Raw genomic sequence first — 21,553 nt, forward strand, 5'->3', positions numbered from 1 at the left:
CAAGTCATAGTGCGATCCCGCGGGATGTGCTTAAACCGGTGACAGAGTTTACGGGGGACGGGCCGTGTGGGGATACGGCCGGTCACGAAAGGGCAGCGCGGGCAATCGCGCTGCCCTTTTCGTTTTTTGAGTTTTTCTTCTGATGCAGGGCGCGGCAAGTCGCCTCGAAAGCAGGCGGTTTCGCTTTCGGGGCTGATTCCCCGGCGCTCCTCTGCTATTGCAGCGCACAAAATCTTAGTTGTTAGGCAATTCCAGACAGAAAGCCGCTCCAGCGCCTGTCCCCTGAATTGCTCAAGAAGGCAAAAGGTGCCAGCCATGATCCGGACCGACGACAGCCGCTATCTGAAAGGCGGCCCGGTCGCCCAGCGCATCGTCGCTTCCGTTCGCGAGGACGCGGCGATCGCCACTGCCGAGGGTTTTCCGCCTAAGCTGGTTTCGATCACCGTCGGCGATATCGCGGCGGTCGATGTCTACGTGCGCAACCAGCGCGCCAAGGCAGCGCTTGCCGGCATCGGCTTCGAGGAGCGGCGCTTCGCCGCCGACATCACCGCCGGCGAGTTGGAGGCCGCGATCCATGGCCTCAACGCCGATCCGCGCGTCACCGGCATCATCATCCAGCGGCCGGTGCCGGCGCATATCCCGATCAAGACGCTGCAGGCGGCGGTACATCCGCTGAAGGACGTCGAGGGCATGCATCCGGCCTCGATCGGCAACATCGTCTACAACCAGCTCGATCTGGCGCCCTGCACGGCGGCGGCCTCGGTCGAACTGCTGAAGGAGACCGGCCTCGAGCTCAAGGGGCTCGAAGTGGTCGTCGTCGGCCATTCCGAGATCGTCGGCAAGCCGATCGCCTTCCTGTTGATGAGCGAGGGCGCGACGGTGACGGTGTGCCACCACATGACGCGCTCGCTGGCGGCCCATGCGCGCCGCGCCGATGCGCTGTTCGTCGCCGTCGGCAAGCCCAGGCTGATCAAGGCCGACATGGTGAAGCCGGGCGCTGCCGTCATCGACATCGGCATCAATTCCGAGGTCGGGCCTGACGGCGAAACCCGTATCGTCGGCGACGTCGATACCGACAGCGTCAAGGAAGTGGCCTCCTGGATCACGCCGGTGCCGGGCGGCGTCGGCCCGCTCACGGTCGCGATCCTCTTGCGCAACACCATGGTGGCGCTCAACCGCCAGCGCGCGCTCTACCGCGCCACCTACGGCGTACCGGATCAGCTCGCGGCGGAGTAGTTATTCCGCGGCGATCAAACCGCTGCCGGAAACGCCTTCCGGCTTCGGACCGCCATAGGCCCAGTCGAGCAACTTTATCGTGTGCACCACCGGCAGCTTCGCCGCGGAGGCGATCTGCGTGATGCAGCCGATATTGCCGGTGGCGACGATCTCGGCGCCGGTCGCCTCGATGTTTTTCACCTTGCGGTCGCGCAGCTTGGCGGAAATCTCGGGCTGCAGGATGTTGTAGGTGCCGGCCGAGCCGCAGCACAGATGCCCTTCGCGGGGCTCGCGCACGACGAAGCCGGCCTTGGCGAGAAGCTCCTTCGGCTGGCGCGTGATCTTCTGGCCATGCTGCATCGAGCAGGCGGAGTGATAGGCGACGACCGTGCCCGGCTTGCGCGCCGGCTCCGGCAGGTCGAGGGAGGCCAGATATTCGGTGACGTCCTTGGCCAGCGCCGAGACGCGCGCCGCTTTTTCGGCATAGGCGGGATCCAGACGCAGCATGAAGCCGTAGTCCTTGATCGTCGTGCCGCAGCCGGACGCGGTGATGACGATGGCGTCGAGCCCGCCCTGGTCGATCGCGCGTGTCCAGGCGTCGACATTTTGCCTCGCCGAGGCAAGGGCGGCCGCCTCGCGGCCCATGTGGTGAACCAGCGCGCCACAGCAGCCCTCGCCTTCCGGCACTACGACCTCGACGCCGAGCCTGGTCAGCAAGGAGATGGTCGTTTCATTGATGGCGGGGTCGAGCACCGATTGCGCGCAGCCGGTCAGGATCGCCACACGACCACGCCGTATGCCTTGCCCGGCATGCGTGCCTGGTTTCGCCATTGGCGATGCCGACGCGATCGAGGACGGCGCGAGCTTCAGCATCGCGGCGACCGGCTTCAGCGCCGGCAGCTTTTCGAACAAGCCGATGAACGGCCGGCCGAGCCCGGCAAGCTTCAACGCGGCGCGGAAGCGGGTCGGGTAAGGCAGCACGAAAGCCAGCATGGCACGCGTCAGCCGGTCGAGCAGCGGCCGTTTGTAAGTCTCCTGGATATGCGCGCGGGCATGGTCGACCAGATGCATGTAGTTCACGCCAGAAGGGCAGGTCGTCATGCAGGCAAGGCAGGACAGGCAACGATCGATATGGGTGACGATCTCCTTGTCCGCCGGCCGACCGTTCTCCAGCATATCCTTGATGAGGTAGATGCGGCCGCGCGGCGAATCCAGCTCGTTGCCGAGCGTCACATAGGTCGGACAAGTGGCGGTGCAGAAGCCGCAATGCACGCATTTACGCAGGATCTTTTCCGCTTCCGCGACATGCGGGTCGGCGAGCTGCGCTGCTGAGAAATTGGTCTGCATGTCGCGGTCCTAAGCCATGCGGCCGGGGTTGAGAATCTGCTTGGGATCGAACTCGGCCTTCAGCCGCGCCGACAATGCCGCAAGATGCGGCGGTTGCGGCTCGAACACCGGTAAGGCCGCGCGATGCGGGGCGGACGCCCGCACCAGCGTCGCGTGGCCGCCGCCATGCTTGCGGATCAATCCGCGCAGCAACTCGGCCTCCGGATCGTCCTCGCGCATCGACAGCCACGCCAGGCCGCCCTGCCAGTCGTAGAACGCGTCGACCGCCGCTTGCATGCGCAGCGCCATCACCATGTGATGCGCCTCAGACGGCGCCATCGAGGCGCGCCAGACCGGCCGCGCGCCGCCATCGGCGAAGGGCCGGCAATCGCGGATGTCGCGCCAGATCGTCTTCGACGCTTCGCCCGCGATCTCTTCGAGCGGACCCGCCTTGCCGAGCAACTGCTTCAACGCCTCGATGCGATAGACGACCGAAGGCCCAAACCCCTCGACCCGCAGCAGCGTGGCGGCATCGCTGCCGTGCTTGCCGCTGGCGACGCGCGCGGCGATGCGCTCCGGCAGATGCGCGGCGCTCGACACTTCGGCGCTGGAGCCGAGCGCCAGCGCCATGGCCGCGACCGCTGCATCGTCGAGCAGGCCGCGGATGGCCAGGGTCACTTCGGTTTCCGCCGCCGGCAGGACTTTGAAAGTCACGTCGGTCAGCACGGCGAGCGTGCCCCAGCTTCCCGCCATCAGTTTTGAGAGGTCGTAGCCGGTGACGTTCTTGACCACGCGGCCGCCCGATTTGAACGCCTCGCCGCGCCCCGAAACAGCGGCAACGCCAAGGATATGGTCGCGCGCCGCGCCCGACTTGAGACGGCGCGGTCCGGACAGGTTCGAGGCAAGCAGGCCGCCGATGGTGCCTTTACCCGGCTCGCCGCCGTGCAGCGGGCCGTAGTCCATCGGCTCAAACGCAAATTGCTGGCCGTTTTCGGCAAGCAGTTTTTCGAGTTCGGCGAGCGACGTGCCGGCGCGCGCCGACAGCACCAGTTCGGCCGGCTCGTAGAGGGTGACGCCGGTGAGCTTGGAGAGGTCGAGTGTATGCTCGGTCTGCAGCGGACGACCGATGCCGTGCTTCGAGCCGTGCCCAAGGATTTCCAGCGGCGTTTCTTCCGCCGCTGCCCATTGGACCGTGGAGAGGACTTCGGCGGGTGTGGATGGGGTGAAGGTGGTCATGGCTCCAGTTCCTCGCTCCCCGCAAAGCGGGGGAGAGGTGGCTCGGGCGAAGCCCGAGACGGAGAGGGGGCCTTCATAGAGCGTCGCCTCCGGTCTTCCTGGCGGCAAAAACAAACCTCAAATCGGCAGCGACGATGTCTTCGGCCAGCCGCCCGTCCAACACCGCCAAGATCGTCTCACAAACGCTCTTTGAATTCTTCAGAACATCGACGTTCCAGAATCGTAACACCGAGAAGCCTTCGCCGCGCATAAACTCGTCGCGTCGTCTGTCATAGGAGCTTTCGGCATGCTGGCTTCCATCCAGCTCAATGATGAGCTTTTTGCTTCGGCAAGCAAAATCCGCGAAGTAAGGCCCGATCGGCATCTGACGGACAAATTTGTAGCCGCCCAGCTTTTTGCCCTTCAGCTCGGTCCAGAGAATTGCTTCCGCCTGATTGTCACCGCGGCGAAGCTCCCGCGCTCGGGCGATCCTTTCGGGCGAGCGGCGGCTTGGCTGAGAGGGCGTCCCCCTCTCCGTCTCGGGCTTTGCCCGAGCCACCTCTCCCCCGCTTTGCGGGGGCGAGGAACTTTGATCCCCAGCCCTCATCAAAACCTCGGAATGTCCGGAAACGCCACCTGCCCCCGATGCACATGCATGCGCCCCAGTTCGGCGCAGCGGCGCAGTTGCGGAAACACTTTGCCGGGGTTGAGCAGATGTTTGGGGTCGAAGGCGCATTTCACCCGCATCTGCTGGTCGAGGTCGACCTGATTGAACATTTCCGGCATCAGGTCGCGCTTCTCGACGCCGACGCCATGCTCGCCGGTCAGCACGCCTCCGACCTCGACGCAAAGCCGCAAGATATCGGCGCCGAAACTTTCGGCCTTGCCGAGCTCGCCCGGCACATTGGCGTCATAGAGGATCAGCGGGTGCAGATTGCCGTCGCCGGCATGAAAGACGTTGGCGACGCCAAGGCCGTATTTCTGAGAAAGATCGCGCATGCCGGCCAGCACACGCGGCAGTTCCTTGCGCGGAATGGTGCCGTCCATGCAGTAATAGTCCGGCGAGATGCGGCCGACCGCCGGGAAGGCGGCCTTGCGGCCGGCCCAGAAGCTCAGCCGTTCCTCCTCGGATTGCGAGATGCGGCAGGTGGTCGAACCATTGCGATAGGCGATCGCCTCGACTAGGCCGATCAGGTGATCGACCTCGACGCCCGGACCGTCGAGCTCGACGATCAGCAGCGCCTCGACATCGAGCGGATAGCCGGCATGGACGAAATCTTCCGCCGCGTGGATCGCCGGGCGGTCCATCATCTCCATGCCGCCCGGGATAATGCCGGCGCCGATGATATCGGCGACGCACTGGCCGCCCTCTTCACTGGTCGGAAAGCCGATCAGCAGCGCGCGCGCCGTCTCCGGCTTCTTGAGGATGCGCACCGTCACCTCGGTGACGACGCCGAGCAGGCCTTCGGAGCCGGTCATGACGCCGAGCAAGTCATAGCCTTCCTGGTCGAGATGGCTGCCGCCGAGGCGCACCACCTCGCCATTCATCAGCACCGTCTCGATGCCCAGCACATTGTTGGCGGTGAGCCCGTATTTCAGGCAGTGCACGCCGCCGGAATTTTCCGCGACGTTGCCGCCGATCGAGCAGGCGATCTGGGAGGATGGATCGGGGGCATAGTAAAAGCCCTCCTGCTCGACGGCGGTGGTGATGCCGAGATTGGTGACGCCGGGCTGGGCGACCACGACGCGGTTCGGATAGTCGATCGCCAGGATGCGGTTGAAGCGGCTCATCACCAGCAGCACGGCATCTTCGAGCGGCAGCGCGCCGCCCGATAGCGAGGTGCCGGAGCCGCGCGGCACGACGCGAATGTTGCGCTCGTTGCAGTATTTCAGGACGCGGGAGACCTGCGCCACCGTCTCCGGCAGCACGACGACCAGCGGCAGTTGCCGATAGGCGGTGAGGCCGTCGCTTTCGAAGGCGCGCATTTCATTGGCCGCGTCGACGACCCCCTCGCCCGGCACGATGATGCGCATGTCGGCGACGATCTCGGCGCGACGGCGCAGCGTTTCGGCATCTGGCTTGGGCATGGCTAGGCCGGACATCGGGCAGCCTCATCTGGCTTTGACTGGTCAAAATCTTTTACCAGCCTGACGCATCCGTTGCAAACGCTGCTTTGGTCGCGCTCCATGCCAACCGTAAACGCAAGCTTCCGCAGCGGCAATCTGCCGCTGCGGCCCGGGTCGCGCCCGAATGGAGCTTGGCTGCTTATTCGCCCGGATGCTTCGCCGGCTCCGAATGCATCTTGCGTACGCGGCGTACGCCCCACCATACAAGCAGGATGGCGACCGGCACGGAGGCCGCGGTAACGACTTCCGGCGCGAAAGCGTGGCCGAAGACCGAGGCGCCCTTGGCGAGATAGCCGATGAGGCCGACGACGTAGTATGACACGGCGGCGACCGAGAGGCCCTCGACGGTCTGCTGCAGGCGCAGTTGCAGCCGGGCGCGATTGTTCATCGAAGCGAGCAGGTCGCGGTTCTGCTTCTCCACCTCGACATCGACCCAGGTGCGCAGCAGCGTGGTGGCGCGGGTGAGTTTTCGCGACAGGTTGGCCTGGCGCTCCTCGACCGAGCGGCAGGTGCGCATGGCCGGCGCCATGCGCCGCAAGAGGAAGCCCGCCCAGGTGTCGTAACCCTGCACCGGCTCTTCATCCAGTGCTTCCAGTCTTTCGGTGACGATGCCGTCATAGGCGCGGCTGGCGCCGAAGCGATAGAGGCTGGATGCGGCGTCGGCCTCGAGCTCCGCGGCAAGTTCGGTAAGATCGGCGAGCAATGTCTGGCTGTCGCGGGTTTGGACCGCCTTCATTTCCAGCGTGGTCTGCGCCAGGCGGTCCTCGATGCGACGGGCGCGGCCGGACAGCGTCAACGCCATCGGCAGGCCAAGCATGGCGAGCGTGCGATAGGTCTCGATGTCGATCAGGCGCTGCGACAAGGCGCCGGTGCTGGCCGGCGTCAGGCCGCGATCGAGCACCAGCATGCGCGTCAAGCCGTCGCCGTCCTGGCGGAAATCAGTGATGATGGCGGCGGCGCCTCGCTCGACCAGCGAATAGCACAGGCTGGTCGGGTCGAAGCCGGCAACCAGTCTTTCGCTCGTCTGCGTCCATTTGCGGATTTCGAGGCGGATGCCGGAAATCACGGTGCCCGGTGGCGAAAAACCGTTGCCGAAGGGCGAATCCTCCTGCGCTCGGGCGTTTTCGGCCAGCGGCCCTTCCCAAAGATAGGTCGAGAATTCCGTGTGCCGCTCCCAGCGCAGCGTGCCCTTGCCCCATTTCATGGCATGGTGGCGCGCATTGCGCTCGGGCGCGGCGATACCCAGCCGCCGCGACAGCTCCGAAAGCACGGCATGGTCGACAGCGGCGCCGCCCTCGGTCATGAAGGAAAGCTGGATCAGCACCCGCGGTTTCTCGATCAGCGGGTGCGGGCGCGCGTGGACTTCGCCCAGCGCGCCAGGTCGCCCCTCATGCGCCGGAAAGCCCATCACGCTGCCTTGGGCGCGCGGCTGGAATTCGAGTTTGGACGTCTCGTCCGACACGGCTGGTCCCCCTGGTTTCGACCCATCGTGCAATCCGGTCGTCTTGCGGCAATCGGCGGGACGCGTAAACAGCAAATATTGGCGTCCGGGGAGGCCGACGCGCTACGAACTCTGCGACCAGACTGGACGAATTGGATAAATAATTTGACCAGTTGGCAACAGAGGCTTTAATCTGGATCATCTCCATCCCGTTCTCCAGGCGTCTCTTTGAGCGACATTTTCTCCAGGATCGAACATTCGCGCACCGCCGACGAGGTGGTGCAGCAGATCGAGAGCCTGATCCTCGAAGGCGTGCTGCGCACCGGCGACCGGCTGCCCGGCGAGCGCGAGCTGGCGCGCCAGTTCGACGTGTCGCGGCCGATCCTGCGCGACGCGCTGAAGGCGCTGGAGGGCCGTGGGCTGCTGACGACCAAGGCCGGTGGCGGCACGCATGTCGCCGACGTGATCGGCCAGCTCTTCACCAAGCCGGTGACGGACTTGATCTCCACGCACCGCAAGGCGGTGACGGATTATCTGGAATACCGGCGCGAGATCGAGGCGGTGGCGGCCGAGTATGCGGCTCGCCGGGCGACGCCGGAGGATCTGGCCTTGCTCGACCGCATCATGGCGCGCATGGACGAGGCGCACCGGACCGGCGACTTCGACGACGAGGCGGAAATCGACGTCGAGTTCCACCATGCGGTGTGCGAATGCGCGCACAACATCATCCTGCTGCACACGCTGCGCTCCTGTTACCGGCTGCTCTCCGAGGGCGTGTTCCAGAACAGGCTTCTGGTGTTCGGCGTGCCCGGCGCGCGCGAGGCACTGCTCGCGCAGCACCGTGCGATCCATATCGCGATCAAGACCGGCGATCCGATCGCGGCGCGCAAGGCGGCGATGGACCACATCACCTATGTCGAACGCTCGATGGCGGAAGCCGAGCGCAGCGGCGACTGGCAGCGCGTGTCCAGGCTGCGTCTCAGACAGCGCTCGGACGCCGGCGACATCGAACCCACACGAAAACGCTCCTAAGCACAGATTAGCGGGACAACCATGAGCGAAATCCTCACCATCGCCGACCTCAAGGACCTGGCACGCCGCAAGGTGCCGAAGATGTTCTTCGATTACGCCGATTCCGGCGCCTGGACGGAGAGCACCTACCGGGCCAACGAAGAGGATTTCGGCAAGATAAAGTTCCGCCAGCGCGTGCTGGTCGACATGAGTAACCGCTCGCTGGAATCGACCATGATCGGCGAGAAGGTGGCGATGCCGGTGGCGCTCGCCCCGACTGGGCTTACCGGCATGCAGCATGCCGATGGCGAGATGCTGGCGGCGCAGGCGGCGGAAGCGTTCGGCGTTCCGTTCACGCTATCGACCATGAGCATCTGCTCGATCGAGGATGTCGCCTCGGTGACCAAAAAGCCGTTCTGGTTCCAGCTCTACGTGCTGCGCGACAAGGATTTCGTGCTCAACCTGATCGACAGGGCCAAGGCGGCGAAATGCTCGGCGCTGGTGCTGACGCTCGACCTGCAAATCCTGGGACAGCGCCACAAGGATGTCCGCAACGGGCTTTCGGCACCGCCCAAGATGACGCTTGCCAACATCATCGACCTGGCGCTGAAGCCGCGCTGGTGCCTGGGGATCGCCGGCACCCCGCGCCGCACCTTCCGCAACATCGTCGGCCACGCCAAGGGCGTCGGGGACGTCTCTTCGCTGTCGTCCTGGACGAATGAGCAGTTCGATCCGCAGCTGTCGTGGAAGGATGTCGCCTGGATCAAGGAGCGCTGGGGCGGCAAGCTGATCATGAAAGGCATTCTGGACAAGGAAGACGCCTTGATGGCGGCGCAGACCGGCGCCGATGCCATCGTGGTCTCCAACCATGGCGGGCGTCAGCTCGACGGCGCCGCCTCCTCGATCTCGGTGCTGGAAGAAATCGCCGATGCGGTCGGCGACAAGATCGAAGTCCATATGGACGGCGGCATTCGCTCCGGCCAGGACGTGCTCAAGGCGCTCTGCCTCGGCGCCAAGGGCACCTATATCGGCCGGCCCTTCCTCTACGGCCTCGGCGCGATGGGCAAGGACGGCGTCACCAAGGCGCTCGAAATCATCCGCAAGGAAATGGACATCACGCTGGCGCTCTGCGGCAAGCGCCTCGTCACCGAGATGGGCAAGGATCAGCTTCGGCGCTAGCGCGCGGCGAGCGCCTCATCGCGGACATGGCAAGGATAAGCTGCAGCGCTAGGGCGTTGTTCATCGATTGGTCCTAGTTTGCCCGCGGCGACGAACACGAAAAGACAGGTTCCTTGACCGAAACCGGCATCCACTACCTCGACGCAAGCGGGCCGGAAGGCATGCGGCTTTACGCCATCGGCGATGTGCATGGGCGGCACGACCTGCTCGCCGCCATGCACCGGCGCATCGAGAGCGAACTGGAATATGCGCCTGGGGCGGACTGGCGCATCATCCATCTCGGCGACTATGTCGACCGCGGACCGGACTCCAGGAGCGTTCTCGATTTCCTGATCGAGGCGCAGAAACGCGATCCGCGCAATATCATGCTCGCCGGCAACCATGACATCGGCATGCTCGAATTCCTTGCCGATGCCGAGCCGGACGGCCTGTTCATGAATTACGGCGGCGTGCAGACGGCGCAATCCTATGGCGTGGATCTGCTGCGCGACGGCCATTGGTTCGGCAAGGCGGAAGCGATCGCGCGGGGACATATGGCCCTGGTGAAAGCGGTGCCACGCAGCCATGTCGATTTCCTGCAATCGCTGGCTTTTTCGGTGAGTTTCGGCGACTTCTTCTTCTGCCATGCAGGGATAAGGCCGGGCGTGCCGCTCGACCGTCAGAGCCAGCAGGACCTGATCTGGATCCGCGATGCCTTCCATGACCACCCCGGTCTCTTTCCCAAGGTGATCGTGCATGGGCACACGCCGGTACCCGTGGCCGAGGTCAAGGCCAACCGCGTCAATGTCGACACGCTTGCCTGGAAATCCGGAACGCTGAGCGCGCTCGCCATCGATGGCGGCGACAAACGCATCATCGCCGTGCAGGGAAAGGCGTCTTAGGCGCTACCCCCGGCGCGGATGTGCCTCAGATTCCGGATCTAGTTCAGCGAGGCGGTGACGCCGTAGCCGTCGACGGCCCGGTGGTTGGTCGCTGCGTCGGCGGCATAAATGCCCAGGCCGCAGAGCACGATGGCAGACAGCATGACAAAAGACAGGAGAGCTGCTTTCACGGACGTCATCTCTGGTTAAGCTTTCTGCATCTGGGCACGAGGCGGTTACCAATGCGTTGAAACGATAAAATGCGTCTCAATGTTTCGACGATTTCGCGCTTCTAAGCAGATTCTGTATCGCCGGTGTGTCGGCTGGATCACACAAAAGGTTCATGGCGGTTGCACCGACGATACAAAGCGCGCCCTCTTAGGCGAGCGGCCGGACACAAACCAAGAAAGAAGAATGTTGTCCCCAGGCGGAAACCAGCAAGCGTGCCAATTATGCCACGCCTCGTCCAAGGATGGGCTTGGATCAGATCGTGGCCACCCAGGCGCGGGCAACTGCCAGCCCGGCAGCGTCGGCGTCGGCGCCATTGCGGGCCAGTTCGTCGTCGAGCCGGTCGTTCCAGTCGGGATGGCGCTCGGCGATCGTTGCCGCGAAGGACGTGCTCCAGTCGCGCACCATCGGCGTATCCGCCTCGAAGTGGAACTGGAAGCCATAGACGGCGCGGCCGAGGCGGAAGGCCTGGTTTTCGGCGATTGAGCTGCCGGCCAGCCGCACGGCGTTTTCCGGCAGGCCGAACGTGTCGTCATGCCATTCGAAGATCGGGAATTTCTCGGGCAGCGCCGCAAGGACCGGATCCGATTTGGCGGCCGGCGTCAGCGACACCTTATGCCAGCCGAACTCGGTGGCGCCGCCGATCTGGTTGGCGCCGCCAAAGGCGCGCGCCACAAGCTGGCTGCCAAGGCATATGCCGAGCACCGAACGATCCTTGTCGGCGAAATCGCGGGTCAGGTCGAGCAATGCAGGGAAATAGGGACAAATCTCGTCGTCGAGCGCGTTCTGGGCGCCGCCCAACATCACCATGGCGTCATGCTCGCTGCTGTCCTGCGGCAGCGCTTCGCCGTGGTAAGGCTTGCGCAGATCGATGTCGGCGCCGGCTTCCACAAGGGCCGCGCCGATCTGGCCAAGGCCCTCATTGTCGAAATTCTGGACGACCAAAACCCGCATCGAAAACCTGCTGACATGAAAATGCTGGGGCGAGCGATATCATGCGGCCCGTGTTTCAGCCAAGATGCGCAGCGGAGAGAAAGATATGCCACTGCAGAACCGGGTCGATCCCTTCGGCGCTATCCACGCCGTGCCGGAACGTGGCCTGTTCACCGGCAATCGCGGCATTATCCATGACCCCGAGACGAAGACGCTTCTGAAGAAGCGTTGGGCCCTGCCGGCCTGGATCATCTGCGTCTGCCAGTTCCGCAATGTCCGGCGCGAGCCGATGGGCCGCAATCGGCCTGGCGGCAAGGCCGGCTGGACCGAGCTCTTCTTCCTCGACGAGGTGACGGCATTGGCCGCCGGCCATCGGCCCTGTTTCTTCTGCCGGCGCGAACGGGCGACCGATTTCGTGAGCCGCTTCGGCGAAGCATTCGGCATTGAACTCCCCCGCGCGCCGATGGTCGACAAGCGGCTGCACAAGGAGCGGCCGGCTTCGGGCGGACAGCCGCCCGTCGTGACCACATCGCAGCTTGGCGCCCTGCCTGATGGCACGATGATCGCGGACGGCGACGTCGCTTATGCGCTGCGCGCCGGCGCGGCACGTAAATGGTCGTTCGCGGGCTACGCCAGTCCAATTGGCTTCGATCGCCTGGACGACCGGCCACTGCGCCTGCTGACGCCGGCGACCAGCATCGCGGTGTTGCGGCAAGGCTTTGCGCCAGCCTGGCATCCGACCGCCGATACTTGACGACGCCCAGCGCCTCGCCCATTGCCAGGCAGATATTGTGGGATGTCCCGTGAATATCTGCTTAGATTCCCTTGTTTTTTGCAGGTTCTGATCGCAAAACCGCGAGACACTTTTGCGGAACCTGCTTGGGCCATGCGCGCCAATTACAAAATGCAACGCCTGTTCGTGCCGGACGATCTCGGGCCCGGCCTCGAATTCGACGCTGGACAGCAGCAGAGCCACTATCTCGCCCATGTGCTGCGGCTCGGCGAAGGCGCCGAGGTCCTGCTTTTCAATGGCCGCGATGGCGAATGGTCGGCTTCGATCGCCGCGAAGTCCAAGAAGGCGGTCCGGCTGAAGGTGCTCGAGCTGCAGCGGCCGCAGCCGCCGCTGCCCGGTCTCGTTTATTGCTTTGCACCGCTGAAGCAGGGCCGGCTCGATTACCTGGTGCAAAAAGCCGTCGAGATGGGGGCTGGTGAGTTGCAGCCGGTCATCACCCAGCACACGCAGGTGGCAAAGCCCGGCATCGATCGGCTGCGCGCCAATGTCGTCGAGGCGGCCGAGCAATGCGGGATCCTGGCGGTGCCGGAGGTGCGCGAAGCCGAAAAGCTGGAACGGCTTCTTGCCAATTGGGACAAGGAGAGGCGGCTGATCTTCTGCGACGAGGATGCCTCGACCAACAATCCGCTTCCGGCCTTGCAAGCGGTAAGTGAGAAGAAACTTGCGCTTCTGGTCGGACCCGAGGGCGGATTTTCCGACGACGAGCGCAAGATGCTGAGGGCCTTGCCTTTCGTCACCGTCATTCCGCTCGGGCCACGCATCCTGCGCGCCGATACGGCGGCGGTGGCAGCATTGGCCGCGATCCAGGCGACGATCGGCGACTGGTAGGATCTTTCCTTCTCCCCTCGTGGGAGAAGGGAAGGCGAGCCACGCAGATCAAATCCAGTTGAGCCGTGGCTCAGGATTTTTCGCTTGATCGGCTACTGACATTTCGTCCATCTAGCGCCCGGCGGTCGACCGACCGCTGCGGAGGGCATTTTTTATGGCGCGCGACACAACCGATACCCAACCCATCGAAGGCATCGACGAACTGGTTGGCTATCTGGCCGCCGGCAACAAGCCGCGCGACAAATGGCGCATCGGCACCGAGCACGAAAAATTCCCCTTCTATGTCGACGGCAACGCGCCGGTGCCCTATGGCGGCGAACGCGGCATCCGCGCCATCCTCGAAGGCATGCAGCAAAAGCTCGGCTGGGATCCGATCATGGATGCCGGCCGCATCATCGGCCTGGTCGAGCCGACCGGCCAGGGCGCGATCTCGCTGGAGCCCGGTGGACAGTTCGAACTGTCCGGCGCGCCGCTGGAATCAATCCACCAGACCTGTCGCGAGGGCAATGCGCATCTGGCGCAGGTGCGCGAGATCGCCGAACCGATGGGCATCCGCTTCCTCGGCCTTGGCGGCAGCCCGAAATGGTCGCTTGCCGACACGCCGAAAATGCCGAAGTCGCGCTACGAGATCATGACCCGCTACATGCCGAAGGTCGGCACCAAGGGCCTCGACATGATGTACCGCACCTGCACGATCCAGGTGAACCTCGACTTCGAGAGCGAAGCCGACATGCGCCGCAAGATGCAGGTGTCGCTGAAGCTGCAGCCGCTGTCGACGGCGCTGTTTGCCAACTCGCCCTTCACCGAGAGCCGGCCGAACGGCCTGCAGAGCTGGCGCGGCGACATCTGGCGCGATACCGACAACCAGCGCTCCGGTATGCTCGAATTCTGCTTCTCGCCCGATTTCGGCTTCGCCGACTACGTCGAATGGGCGCTCGACGTGCCGATGTATTTCGTCATCCGTGACGGCCATTATCACGACATGACGCGCTACACGTTCCGCCAGTTCATGGAAGGCGCCGCGCGCAACGAGATTCCCGATGGGCTGCCGACGATGGGCGATTGGGCAAACCATCTCTCGACCCTGTTTCCCGACGTGCGCTTGAAGCGTTTCCTCGAAATGCGCGGCGCCGACGGCGGCCCGTGGCGGCGCATCTGTGCCCTCCCCGCCTTCTGGGTCGGGCTGCTCTATGACGAGCAGGCGCTGGATGCCGCCGAGGCGCTGACGGCGAGCTGGACCTACGAAGAAGCCCTGGCGATGCGCAACGCCGTGCCGGAGCAAGGCATTGCGGCGCCATTCCGCAATGCCACCTTGCGCGACGTCGCCCGCGACGTGCTCGCCATCTCGCGCGTGGGGCTCAAGAACCGCGGCAAGAAGAACCGCGACGGCTATGACGAGACCTCGTTTCTCAACACACTCGACGAAGTGGTCGCGCGCGGTACGACCAGCGCCGAGGAGATGCTGTCGGCCTATCACACGCGCTGGGGCGGCTCGATCGAGCCGGTGTTCATGGAGTATGCCTATTAACCGTCCGGGTTCCGCGTGACGGTGGCGCGACGAAAGCCGCTTCAATCAGGAATGGAAACGAACTAGGTTTCTTCCACGAGGATGTTCTCGGAGGAGATGCCAATGCCTTCCTTGTTCGACATATTCGCTCAAGCCCAGAACGGCGCCGGCATGCAGGCGCTGGCCCAGCAATACGGGCTTTCGATGCAGCAGACGCAGGCCGCGGTGCAGGCGTTGCTGCCCGCCTTCTCGCAAGGGCTGCAGCGCAATACCGCCGATCCCTACGGGATGGGCGCCTTCATGACGGCGATGGCAAGCGGCCAGCACGCCCAGTATTTCGAGGACGCCACGAGGGCCTTTTCGCCGCAAGGCATCGATGAGGGCAACGGCATTCTCGGCCATCTGTTCGGCTCGAAGGACCTGTCGCGCGCCGTGGCGAGCCAGGCCGCGCAGGCGACGGGACTGAGCCAGCAGGTGCTGCAGCAGATGCTGCCGGCCTTGGCCTCGATGATGATGGGCGGGCTGTTCAAGCAGACCAACAATCAATTGAGTGGGGGGCAGATGCAGGCCGCCGGCGGTTTCGGTGGCGGCAACAATCCGCTCGGCGAGATCATCGAGGAGATGATGCGGCAGAGCGGCGTTGCGCCGGCGCCGCAGCAACGCCAGGCGCCGCAACCCGCGCCCAATCCCTATGGGGAGAACCCGCTCGGCAAAGTGCTGCAGGACATGTTCGGCGGCGGCGCGCCGCAGCCGCAAAACCAGCCCCAGCAGGCGCCCAGTCCGTACGGCGAAAACCCGCTCGGCAAGGTGCTGCAGGATATGTTCGGCGGCGGCACGACGCAGCAGCCGCAGCAGACTCAACCACAGCAGACGCAAAGCCCCTATGGCGACAACCCGCTCGGCAAGATCTTCGAGGAGATGCTGCGCCAGGGCGGCGGCGGTTTCGGCATGCCTGGGGGACAACCGGCGCCCCAGCCGCAGCCGCAGCAAAGCGCGCCGCAACAACCGCAGACCAACCCGAGCGGCCGGCCGCGAAATCCGTTCGACGACATCTTCGGCAAGATGTTCGAGACCGGTGCCCAGCAGCGCGACGAATATGAAAAGAATGTCGGGACGATCTTCGATCAGTTCAAACGCGACATGGACCGGCGCTAGGTAGCGCGTCGACGGCGAGGTCGTCATCCACGGGCGGAGCGACGCGAAGCGGAGCGTAGACCCGAGGATCCATGCCGTTACCTTCGCCGAAGGGTGCAGCGGAGCAGAATTCTGCACAGTACATCAACGTCACGGCATGGATTCTAGGGTTGCGCGCGTCGCTTCGCTCCTTGCTCCGCCCTAGAGTGACGAACTAAAGAAAAATGCCCGGTCCTGGAGGAGGAACCGGGCAATGTGCAGGCTGGCCGGCGGGGAACCGGCAGGGAGTGTGGGGCCTGCATGAGACTTGGTCGCGCCGAGCCGTGAAAAGGTTCAACGCGACCGGAAATCCAGGCAACGCGGCGGTTCAGGCCACCTGACGAGCGAGATCCTCGATCGTGTCGGCGCGCTCGCTGGCGATGGCGCGCAGCTTCACCGTCGGGTCGCGGCCGAAGGGCACGGCGACGGCGACATGGAGGTCGGCGCGGGTCAGGCCGATATCGGCAAGCTCGGCGTCCGACATCTCGCCCAGGCGATAGAAGGCGCGGCGATTTTTCCAGGCGACATAGGCGTTGGCGAGAGCATTGAGCGCACGCGTCGCAACGGCCGGACGCGTGGTGATGCGCGGGGTCTCGGAAGCGAATTCAATCGTGGTCATGTCAGTCTCTCCTTCCAGGAGTCGAGCGGACGAAACCAGGCAAGCGGCGCCTTGGGAGAAGCGCCGTTCCGGTTTCCATTCATTGACGTGATGCATGTCGTTGCCGCCAAAACCGGGGGCCACTTGTGGGCGACACGCACTGCTTTCATGTGGACGATGCCAATTTGCCATCGCGCGATTGATTAATCCAACGAATGTTTTTAATCTGTAGCATCAACATCAATGATAGGTTGGACCGATGAAAGCGCCGCTCGACCTCGATCAGTTGCAGACCTTCATCTCGATCGCCGATACGGGAAGCTTCACCCGCGCGGCCGAGGAGGTCCACCGCACGCAGTCGGCGGTGTCTATGCAGATGCGGCGGCTGGAGGAGCGGATCGGCAAGCAGCTGTTCGAAAAGGACGGCCGCACCAACAAGCTGACCGAGGAAGGCGACAGGCTGCTTTCCTATGCGCGGCGGCTAATCCACCTCAACCGCGAGACCTTGGCCGCCTTCGACGACCAGCGGCTGGAAGGCACGATCCGCATCGGCACACCCGACGACTATGCCGACCGCTTCCTGCCCGAGATCATGGCGCGCTTCTCGCGCTCCAACCCGCGCGTCGAACTGACGGTCGTCTGCGAGCCGACGCCAGGGCTGGTCGAGCACATCAAGCGCGGCAATCTCGACCTGGCGCTGGTGACGCACAACGACACGCGCGGCCAGTCGGAGGTGGTGCGGCGCGAGCCGCTTTTGTGGGTCACCTCGGCCAACCACGCCACGCATGAGCAGGAAACCCTGCCGATGGCGTTCGGGCGGCCGAACTGCATCTGGCGGCGCGCCGCGGTCGACGTGCTCGACCGCCAGAGTCGCGAGTACCGCGTGCTGTTCTCCAGCTTCTCGGCCACGGTGATCACCGCGGCCGTGCTTTCCGGCCTGGCGGTCTCGGTGCTGCCGGAATGCGCGCTCCGGCCAGGCATGCGCGTGCTCGGCGAGGCCGACGGCTTCGGCCAGTTGCCGGACTGCCGCATCGGCATCATGCGCGGCCAGACATCTCAGCCGGAGATCGTCGACGCCTTGGCCCGCCACATCGCCGAGAGCCTCGACAACATTTCCGTGCCGATCAGCGAGGAGGCGGGAAGCTTCGACTTCGCCGCGCTCGCCTTCGCCAAGATGAAACGGGTCAAGGCGAACCAGATCATGCCTGGCTGGTAAAGTCAGGCGCGAGCTGCCGAAAGTTCCCGGTCGGCGGACGAAACAGCCGGCAGCGCAAGCAATTGGCCGGGCTCCAGCGGCGGCGACAGCAGATAGCCCTGCAACTGGTGGCAGCCCATGCCGACCAGCAAGGTCTTTTGCGCGTCAGTCTCGACGCCTTCAGCGGTCACCTCCACCTTGAGTGCCAGCGCCAGCTCGATCAGCGTCTTGACGATTGCGCGGGCGCTTTGGTCCTCGTCGAGCAGACGCACAAAAGAGCGGTCGATCTTCAGCTTGTCGATCGCCTGACGGCGCAGATAGCTGAGCGAGGAATAGCCGGTGCCGAAATCGTCGAGCACGAAGCGCACGCCGGACTGGCGCAGCGCGGTAATCATCCTGCCGATCGCGTCATTGTGCTCGAGCAGAACGCTTTCGGTGGTCTCAAGCTGCAGGCGAGAGGGATCGAGCCCGGCTTCGCCCAGGATCTCGGCGACCTCGTCGGCAAAGCCGGCGTCACGCAGTTGCGTCGGCGAGATGTTGACCGCGATCCACGGCAATTCGGTCGTGACGGCAAAGCGGCAGGCTTCGCTCAGCGCCCATTTGCCGAGCTCGCCGATGAGGCCGCGCTCTTCGGCAATCGCGATGAATTGCGCCGCCGGCAAGGCACCATGCACTTCATGCCCCCAGCAGATCAGCGCTTCGGCACCCAGTATTTCGCGGCCGTCGGCCCCGAAAACCGGCTGATAAGCGAGCTTGATGCCACCTTCGCCGTCGAGCGCCTTGCGGAGTTCGGATTCGACCTTGCGCTTGCGCAACAGGAGATCGTCCATGTCGCCGGCAAACAGCTCGTAGCGGCCACGACCGTTCTTCTTGGCCTCGTAAAGCGCGATGTCGGCCTTGCGCAACAGGTCGTCCGCGTCGGTGTCCGATCCGGACGACAGCGCGATGCCGACGCTGGCGCTGACGAAGACCTGGTCGTCGATCAGCCGGAACGGCTCGCGCAGCTTCAAGAGCAGCCTTTCGGCGATGTCCTCGGCACTTCCGGCGTCGGGAACGTCAAGCAGGATGACGGCGAATTCGTCGCCGCCGAGTCGCGCGACGGTATCGACTTCGCGGATCGTGTGCTTGAGCCGCGCCGCAGTCTGACGCACGAGCTCGTCGCCGGACGGATGGCCGAGCGTGTCGTTGATATGCTTGAAGCGATCGAGGTCGAGGTAAAGCAGCGCCACGCGCGTCCTGTCCTGGCTGGCGAACAGCAGCGTGCGCCGCAAGCGGTCCTCGAACAGCGCCCGGTTGGGCAGGCCGGTGAGCGTGTCGTGGAAGGCAAGATACTGCGCCTGGTCCTGACTTGTCTGCAGCGCGGCCGAGGCGCGACGCAACCTACGCAACAGGAACACCAGCACACCGCCCGCCAACAGCAGCGCGACCGCCAGGGCAGGAGCGATCTCGCGCACCAAGGCAAGGCCGGGCCGCAGCTGGTCCCAGCCGATATAGCCGAGGATGACGCCGCGCGAATCGACCAGCGGCACGGCGGCTGGGCCAGCCGCCTGTGACAAAGGCACCAGCCGCGCGCCATCAAGCAGGTATTTTCCGGCGAGCTTGCCGATCACCGCGTCGTTGATGAATTCGACGGACACATGCAGATATTCCGTACCCGGCGCCTGGGTGACCCTGTCCGAGCTCGGCACCAGCGGCATCACACTCAAGATCGCCGGCTTGCCGTCGAGCGACACCAAATCCCCGGCCACCATCTTCGCAGGCTGGCCGGACACGCCGAATTCGGGTGGCTGCGCGAGCATGCCGCGCAGTTTTTCGATGGCCGGAAGAAGGATGGGCTGATCCTCGGCATAGTCGGATGCGTCGACCACCTTGCCTTCGCGCATGGCGTGGACCGGATGGTTGGCGCTATCCAGAATGTAGACCCGGTTGTGGCCGTAGTAGGTGTACATCCAGACGCTGAGGTTGTCGGCCATCCAGCCCTGGTTGCTGGCCTTCGCGTTGATGACGGCATCGTCCCAGACCGAAACGCTTTCCTGCTCCCGCCGCACGGCCGCGATCTGGTCCTGCAGACCGTTGGCGATGAACATCTTCTGCCGTTCGAGCGAGGCATTATCGGCCTGGCCGGCCGCGTAGAAGCCGAAGCCGACGACAATGGCCAAAGCGAAGGCGGCGAGCGTCAGCACGATCAGCGTGACCTGACGCGTCAACGGACTGCTGTTGTGGCGTGCGCTCATCACGTCCCCGGCCGGCCCTCCTGGCGCGCCAGTCAAAGCAAATCGGGCTTAAAATCGCGTTATAATATTAGCGAGGTTTCTCCCGGCTTGACGCGCGCCGATAAGCGTTCCCCAATCGCCAGATGAGTGAAGCAGCAACCGAATCACGCAGCAATGCCACCGAATACACGGTGAGCGAGATTTCCGGCGCGCTGAAGCGCACTGTCGAGGACGCCTTCGGCAATGTGCGGGTGCGTGGCGAGATTTCCGGCTATCGCGGCCCGCATTCGTCCGGCCACGCCTATTTCGCGTTGAAGGACGACCGAGCGCGGATCGATGCCGTGGTCTGGAAGACCACCATGGCGCGGCTGAAGTTCCGCCCCGAGGAAGGCATGGAGGTGATCGCCAGCGGCAAGCTGACGACCTATCCCGGCAAATCCAACTACCAGATCGTCATCGACAATCTGGAGCCGGCGGGCGCCGGCGCGCTGATGGCGCTGCTCGAAGAGCGGAAACGACGGCTGCAGGCCGAAGGCCTGTTCGATGCCGGCCGCAAGCGCCGGCTGCCGTTCATGCCGCGCGTCATCGGCGTCGTCACCTCGCCGACCGGCTCGGTGATCCGCGACATCATCCATCGCATCAAGGACCGGTTTCCACTCCATGTGCTGGTCTGGCCGGTGAGGGTCCAGGGCGAGACAACGGCCCGGGAGGTCACGGCTGCGGTCAACGGCTTCAACGCGTTGACATGGGAGGGATCCATCCGTCAGCCCGATCTGTTGATCGTGGCACGCGGCGGCGGCAGCCTCGAAGACCTCTGGGGCTTCAACGACGAAGGGCTGGCGCGGGCCGTTGCGGCGTCCGGCATCCCGGTGATCTCCGCTGTCGGGCACGAGACCGACTGGACGCTGATCGACTTCGTCGCCGACATGCGCGCGCCGACGCCGACGGGTGCGGCCGAGATCGCCGTACCGGTCAGGGCGGATCTGGTGGCGACGCTCGCCAGCCTCGGCGCGCGGCTCAACGCCTGCGCCTCGCGGCATCTGGAGCGCAAGCGCCAGGCGGTGCGCGCGGCGGCGCGGGCACTCCCCTCGCCCGACCAGTTGCTGGCGCTGCCACGCCGCCGTTTCGACGATGCGACCAGCCGACTTGGCCGGGGGCTGACAGTGAATATCGAGCGCAAGCGAGCAACGCTGGAGCGGCAAAGGCTGACGCCGGCGACCCTGTCGCGGCGCCTCAACGAAGCGCGCACGCTGACCGGCCGCGACATTGCCCGGGCGCGAGCCGCGTTCTTCGCCATCGTGCGCGAGCGCCGCGCACGCTTTCAGCGCAATTCTACGCGGCTGTCGCCGGCGCCGATCGTCCGACGGCAGAAGCTGCAGGCCGACGCATTGGCCGGACTGTCGCGCAGGCAGGACCAGGCGACGGCGCGGCGGCTCGACCGGCTGCGCGCGGCTCTCACCCAGGCGGACCGGCTGCTTTCGACATTGTCGCACAAAGCCGTGCTGGCGCGTGGCTTCGCGTTGGTCAAGGACGCTGACGGCGCCGTGATCAAGCGGGTCGCGGAGCTGGCGCCCGGCGTGGCGCTGCAGCTGGAATTCGCCGACGGCAATGCCGACGCCATCGCCACCAGCGGCGGCGCACGGCCGAAGCTGGCCGCCAAATCGCCCGCGAAAGCCAAGGAGCCGGGCAATCAGGGCTCGTTGTTCTGAGG

At 64.8% G+C, this 21,553-nt stretch carries 19 protein-coding genes; 10 read left to right on the forward strand and 9 right to left on the reverse strand.

The window, feature by feature from the left end; all coding sequences use genetic code 11:
- Positions 1–315 precede the first annotated feature (315 nt).
- A complete protein-coding gene (locus FJ957_RS17795; protein ID WP_140833499.1) occupies positions 316–1,236 on the forward strand; it encodes a bifunctional 5,10-methylenetetrahydrofolate dehydrogenase/5,10-methenyltetrahydrofolate cyclohydrolase in 921 nt (306 codons plus the stop codon).
- Here the strand turns inward: FJ957_RS17795 and glcF are convergent, their stop codons facing one another.
- From glcF to FJ957_RS17820, 5 genes are all read right to left on the reverse strand, one after another.
- Positions 1,237–2,562, reverse strand: coding sequence for a glycolate oxidase subunit GlcF (gene glcF, locus FJ957_RS17800; protein ID WP_140833502.1), 1,326 nt, complete (start codon positions 2,560–2,562; stop codon positions 1,237–1,239).
- 9 nt (positions 2,563–2,571) lie between these two features.
- Positions 2,572–3,777, reverse strand: a complete 1,206-nt coding sequence (gene glcE / locus FJ957_RS17805) for a glycolate oxidase subunit GlcE (protein ID WP_140833507.1) — start codon at positions 3,775–3,777, stop codon at positions 2,572–2,574.
- Between the two features lie 73 nt (positions 3,778–3,850).
- Positions 3,851–4,315, reverse strand: coding sequence for a DUF559 domain-containing protein (locus FJ957_RS17810; protein ID WP_246685870.1), 465 nt, complete (start codon positions 4,313–4,315; stop codon positions 3,851–3,853).
- Positions 4,316–4,362: 47 nt separating this feature from the next.
- Complete coding sequence (locus tag FJ957_RS17815) at positions 4,363–5,859, reverse strand: FAD-linked oxidase C-terminal domain-containing protein (RefSeq protein WP_140833515.1); 1,497 nt, start codon at positions 5,857–5,859, stop codon at positions 4,363–4,365.
- Positions 5,860–6,022: 163 nt separating this feature from the next.
- Complete coding sequence (locus FJ957_RS17820; protein ID WP_140833518.1) at positions 6,023–7,345, reverse strand: DUF3422 family protein; 1,323 nt, start codon at positions 7,343–7,345, stop codon at positions 6,023–6,025.
- Between the two features lie 207 nt (positions 7,346–7,552).
- Here FJ957_RS17820 and FJ957_RS17825 point away from each other — a divergent pair, with 207 nt between their 5' ends.
- The 3 genes from FJ957_RS17825 (at position 7,553) to FJ957_RS17835 (ending at position 10,395) form a co-directional block, all read left to right on the forward strand.
- Positions 7,553–8,356: an FCD domain-containing protein gene (locus FJ957_RS17825; RefSeq protein ID WP_140833520.1), complete on the forward strand. Its 804-nt coding sequence runs from the start codon at positions 7,553–7,555 to the stop codon at positions 8,354–8,356.
- Positions 8,357–8,377: 21 nt separating this feature from the next.
- Positions 8,378–9,514, forward strand: coding sequence for an alpha-hydroxy acid oxidase (locus FJ957_RS17830; protein ID WP_140833522.1), 1,137 nt, complete (start codon positions 8,378–8,380; stop codon positions 9,512–9,514).
- A 113-nt stretch (positions 9,515–9,627) separates the two neighbouring features.
- Positions 9,628–10,395 (forward strand): metallophosphoesterase, encoded by a 768-nt coding sequence (locus tag FJ957_RS17835; protein ID WP_140833525.1) that lies wholly within the window; start codon positions 9,628–9,630, stop codon positions 10,393–10,395.
- A gap of 38 nt (positions 10,396–10,433) precedes the next feature.
- Here the strand turns inward: FJ957_RS17835 and FJ957_RS32465 are convergent, their stop codons facing one another.
- Together FJ957_RS32465 and FJ957_RS17845 are read right to left on the reverse strand one after the other, a co-directional pair.
- Positions 10,434–10,565 (reverse strand): hypothetical protein, encoded by a 132-nt coding sequence (locus tag FJ957_RS32465; protein WP_263481599.1) that lies wholly within the window; start codon positions 10,563–10,565, stop codon positions 10,434–10,436.
- A gap of 292 nt (positions 10,566–10,857) precedes the next feature.
- Positions 10,858–11,556 (reverse strand): type 1 glutamine amidotransferase, encoded by a 699-nt coding sequence (locus FJ957_RS17845; RefSeq protein WP_140833526.1) that lies wholly within the window; start codon positions 11,554–11,556, stop codon positions 10,858–10,860.
- Between the two features lie 85 nt (positions 11,557–11,641).
- Between FJ957_RS17845 and FJ957_RS17850 the strand changes: the two genes are divergently transcribed.
- The 4 genes from FJ957_RS17850 to FJ957_RS17865 all read left to right on the forward strand — a co-directional run bounded on the left by FJ957_RS17850 (position 11,642) and on the right by FJ957_RS17865 (position 15,818).
- Entirely contained in the window at positions 11,642–12,289 is a 648-nt protein-coding gene (locus tag FJ957_RS17850) for a hypothetical protein (RefSeq protein WP_140833528.1), read from the forward strand.
- Between the two features lie 132 nt (positions 12,290–12,421).
- Entirely contained in the window at positions 12,422–13,156 is a 735-nt protein-coding gene (locus tag FJ957_RS17855) for a 16S rRNA (uracil(1498)-N(3))-methyltransferase (RefSeq protein WP_140833530.1), read from the forward strand.
- 154 nt (positions 13,157–13,310) lie between these two features.
- Positions 13,311–14,684, forward strand: coding sequence for a glutamate--cysteine ligase (locus FJ957_RS17860; RefSeq protein WP_140833532.1), 1,374 nt, complete (start codon positions 13,311–13,313; stop codon positions 14,682–14,684).
- Between the two features lie 102 nt (positions 14,685–14,786).
- On the forward strand, positions 14,787–15,818 hold the full coding sequence (locus FJ957_RS17865) for a DUF937 domain-containing protein (RefSeq protein ID WP_140833535.1): 1,032 nt from the start codon (positions 14,787–14,789) through the stop codon (positions 15,816–15,818).
- A gap of 346 nt (positions 15,819–16,164) precedes the next feature.
- On the opposite strand, the gene FJ957_RS17870 is transcribed toward FJ957_RS17865, so the two are convergent.
- Entirely contained in the window at positions 16,165–16,455 is a 291-nt protein-coding gene (locus FJ957_RS17870; protein WP_140643878.1) for a DUF1127 domain-containing protein, read from the reverse strand.
- A 238-nt stretch (positions 16,456–16,693) separates the two neighbouring features.
- Between FJ957_RS17870 and FJ957_RS17875 the strand changes: the two genes are divergently transcribed.
- Positions 16,694–17,650 (forward strand): LysR substrate-binding domain-containing protein, encoded by a 957-nt coding sequence (locus FJ957_RS17875; protein WP_140833537.1) that lies wholly within the window; start codon positions 16,694–16,696, stop codon positions 17,648–17,650.
- A 2-nt stretch (positions 17,651–17,652) separates the two neighbouring features.
- On the opposite strand, the gene FJ957_RS17880 is transcribed toward FJ957_RS17875, so the two are convergent.
- Positions 17,653–19,863 (reverse strand): EAL domain-containing protein, encoded by a 2,211-nt coding sequence (locus FJ957_RS17880; RefSeq protein WP_140833539.1) that lies wholly within the window; start codon positions 19,861–19,863, stop codon positions 17,653–17,655.
- A 122-nt stretch (positions 19,864–19,985) separates the two neighbouring features.
- Between FJ957_RS17880 and xseA the strand changes: the two genes are divergently transcribed.
- The gene (xseA, locus tag FJ957_RS17885; protein ID WP_140833542.1) at positions 19,986–21,551 is read left to right on the forward strand and encodes an exodeoxyribonuclease VII large subunit; all 1,566 of its coding nucleotides are present in this window, start codon (positions 19,986–19,988) and stop codon (positions 21,549–21,551) included.
- Positions 21,552–21,553 lie beyond the last annotated feature (2 nt).

It is taken from the genome of Mesorhizobium sp. B2-4-6 (assembly GCF_006442775.1).
GTDB lineage: Bacteria > Pseudomonadota > Alphaproteobacteria > Rhizobiales > Rhizobiaceae > Mesorhizobium.

What these genes read in the sequence shown, in the direction of transcription:
- FJ957_RS17795 (WP_140833499.1), top strand. Translation starts at nt 316, where the DNA reads ATGATCCGGACCGACGACAGCCGCTATCTGAAAGGCGGCCCGGTCGCC.
- glcF (WP_140833502.1), bottom strand. Translation starts at nt 2,562, where the DNA reads ATGCAGACCAATTTCTCAGCAGCGCAGCTCGCCGACCCGCATGTCGCG.
- glcE (WP_140833507.1), bottom strand. Translation starts at nt 3,777, where the DNA reads ATGACCACCTTCACCCCATCCACACCCGCCGAAGTCCTCTCCACGGTC.
- FJ957_RS17815 (WP_140833515.1), bottom strand. Translation starts at nt 5,859, where the DNA reads ATGTCCGGCCTAGCCATGCCCAAGCCAGATGCCGAAACGCTGCGCCGT.
- FJ957_RS17830 (WP_140833522.1), top strand. Translation starts at nt 8,378, where the DNA reads ATGAGCGAAATCCTCACCATCGCCGACCTCAAGGACCTGGCACGCCGC.
- FJ957_RS17845 (WP_140833526.1), bottom strand. Translation starts at nt 11,556, where the DNA reads ATGCGGGTTTTGGTCGTCCAGAATTTCGACAATGAGGGCCTTGGCCAG.
- FJ957_RS17850 (WP_140833528.1), top strand. Translation starts at nt 11,642, where the DNA reads ATGCCACTGCAGAACCGGGTCGATCCCTTCGGCGCTATCCACGCCGTG.
- FJ957_RS17855 (WP_140833530.1), top strand. Translation starts at nt 12,422, where the DNA reads ATGCGCGCCAATTACAAAATGCAACGCCTGTTCGTGCCGGACGATCTC.
- FJ957_RS17860 (WP_140833532.1), top strand. Translation starts at nt 13,311, where the DNA reads ATGGCGCGCGACACAACCGATACCCAACCCATCGAAGGCATCGACGAA.
- FJ957_RS17865 (WP_140833535.1), top strand. Translation starts at nt 14,787, where the DNA reads ATGCCTTCCTTGTTCGACATATTCGCTCAAGCCCAGAACGGCGCCGGC.
- FJ957_RS17870 (WP_140643878.1), bottom strand. Translation starts at nt 16,455, where the DNA reads ATGACCACGATTGAATTCGCTTCCGAGACCCCGCGCATCACCACGCGT.
- FJ957_RS17875 (WP_140833537.1), top strand. Translation starts at nt 16,694, where the DNA reads ATGAAAGCGCCGCTCGACCTCGATCAGTTGCAGACCTTCATCTCGATC.
- FJ957_RS17880 (WP_140833539.1), bottom strand. Translation starts at nt 19,863, where the DNA reads ATGAGCGCACGCCACAACAGCAGTCCGTTGACGCGTCAGGTCACGCTG.
- xseA (WP_140833542.1), top strand. Translation starts at nt 19,986, where the DNA reads ATGAGTGAAGCAGCAACCGAATCACGCAGCAATGCCACCGAATACACG.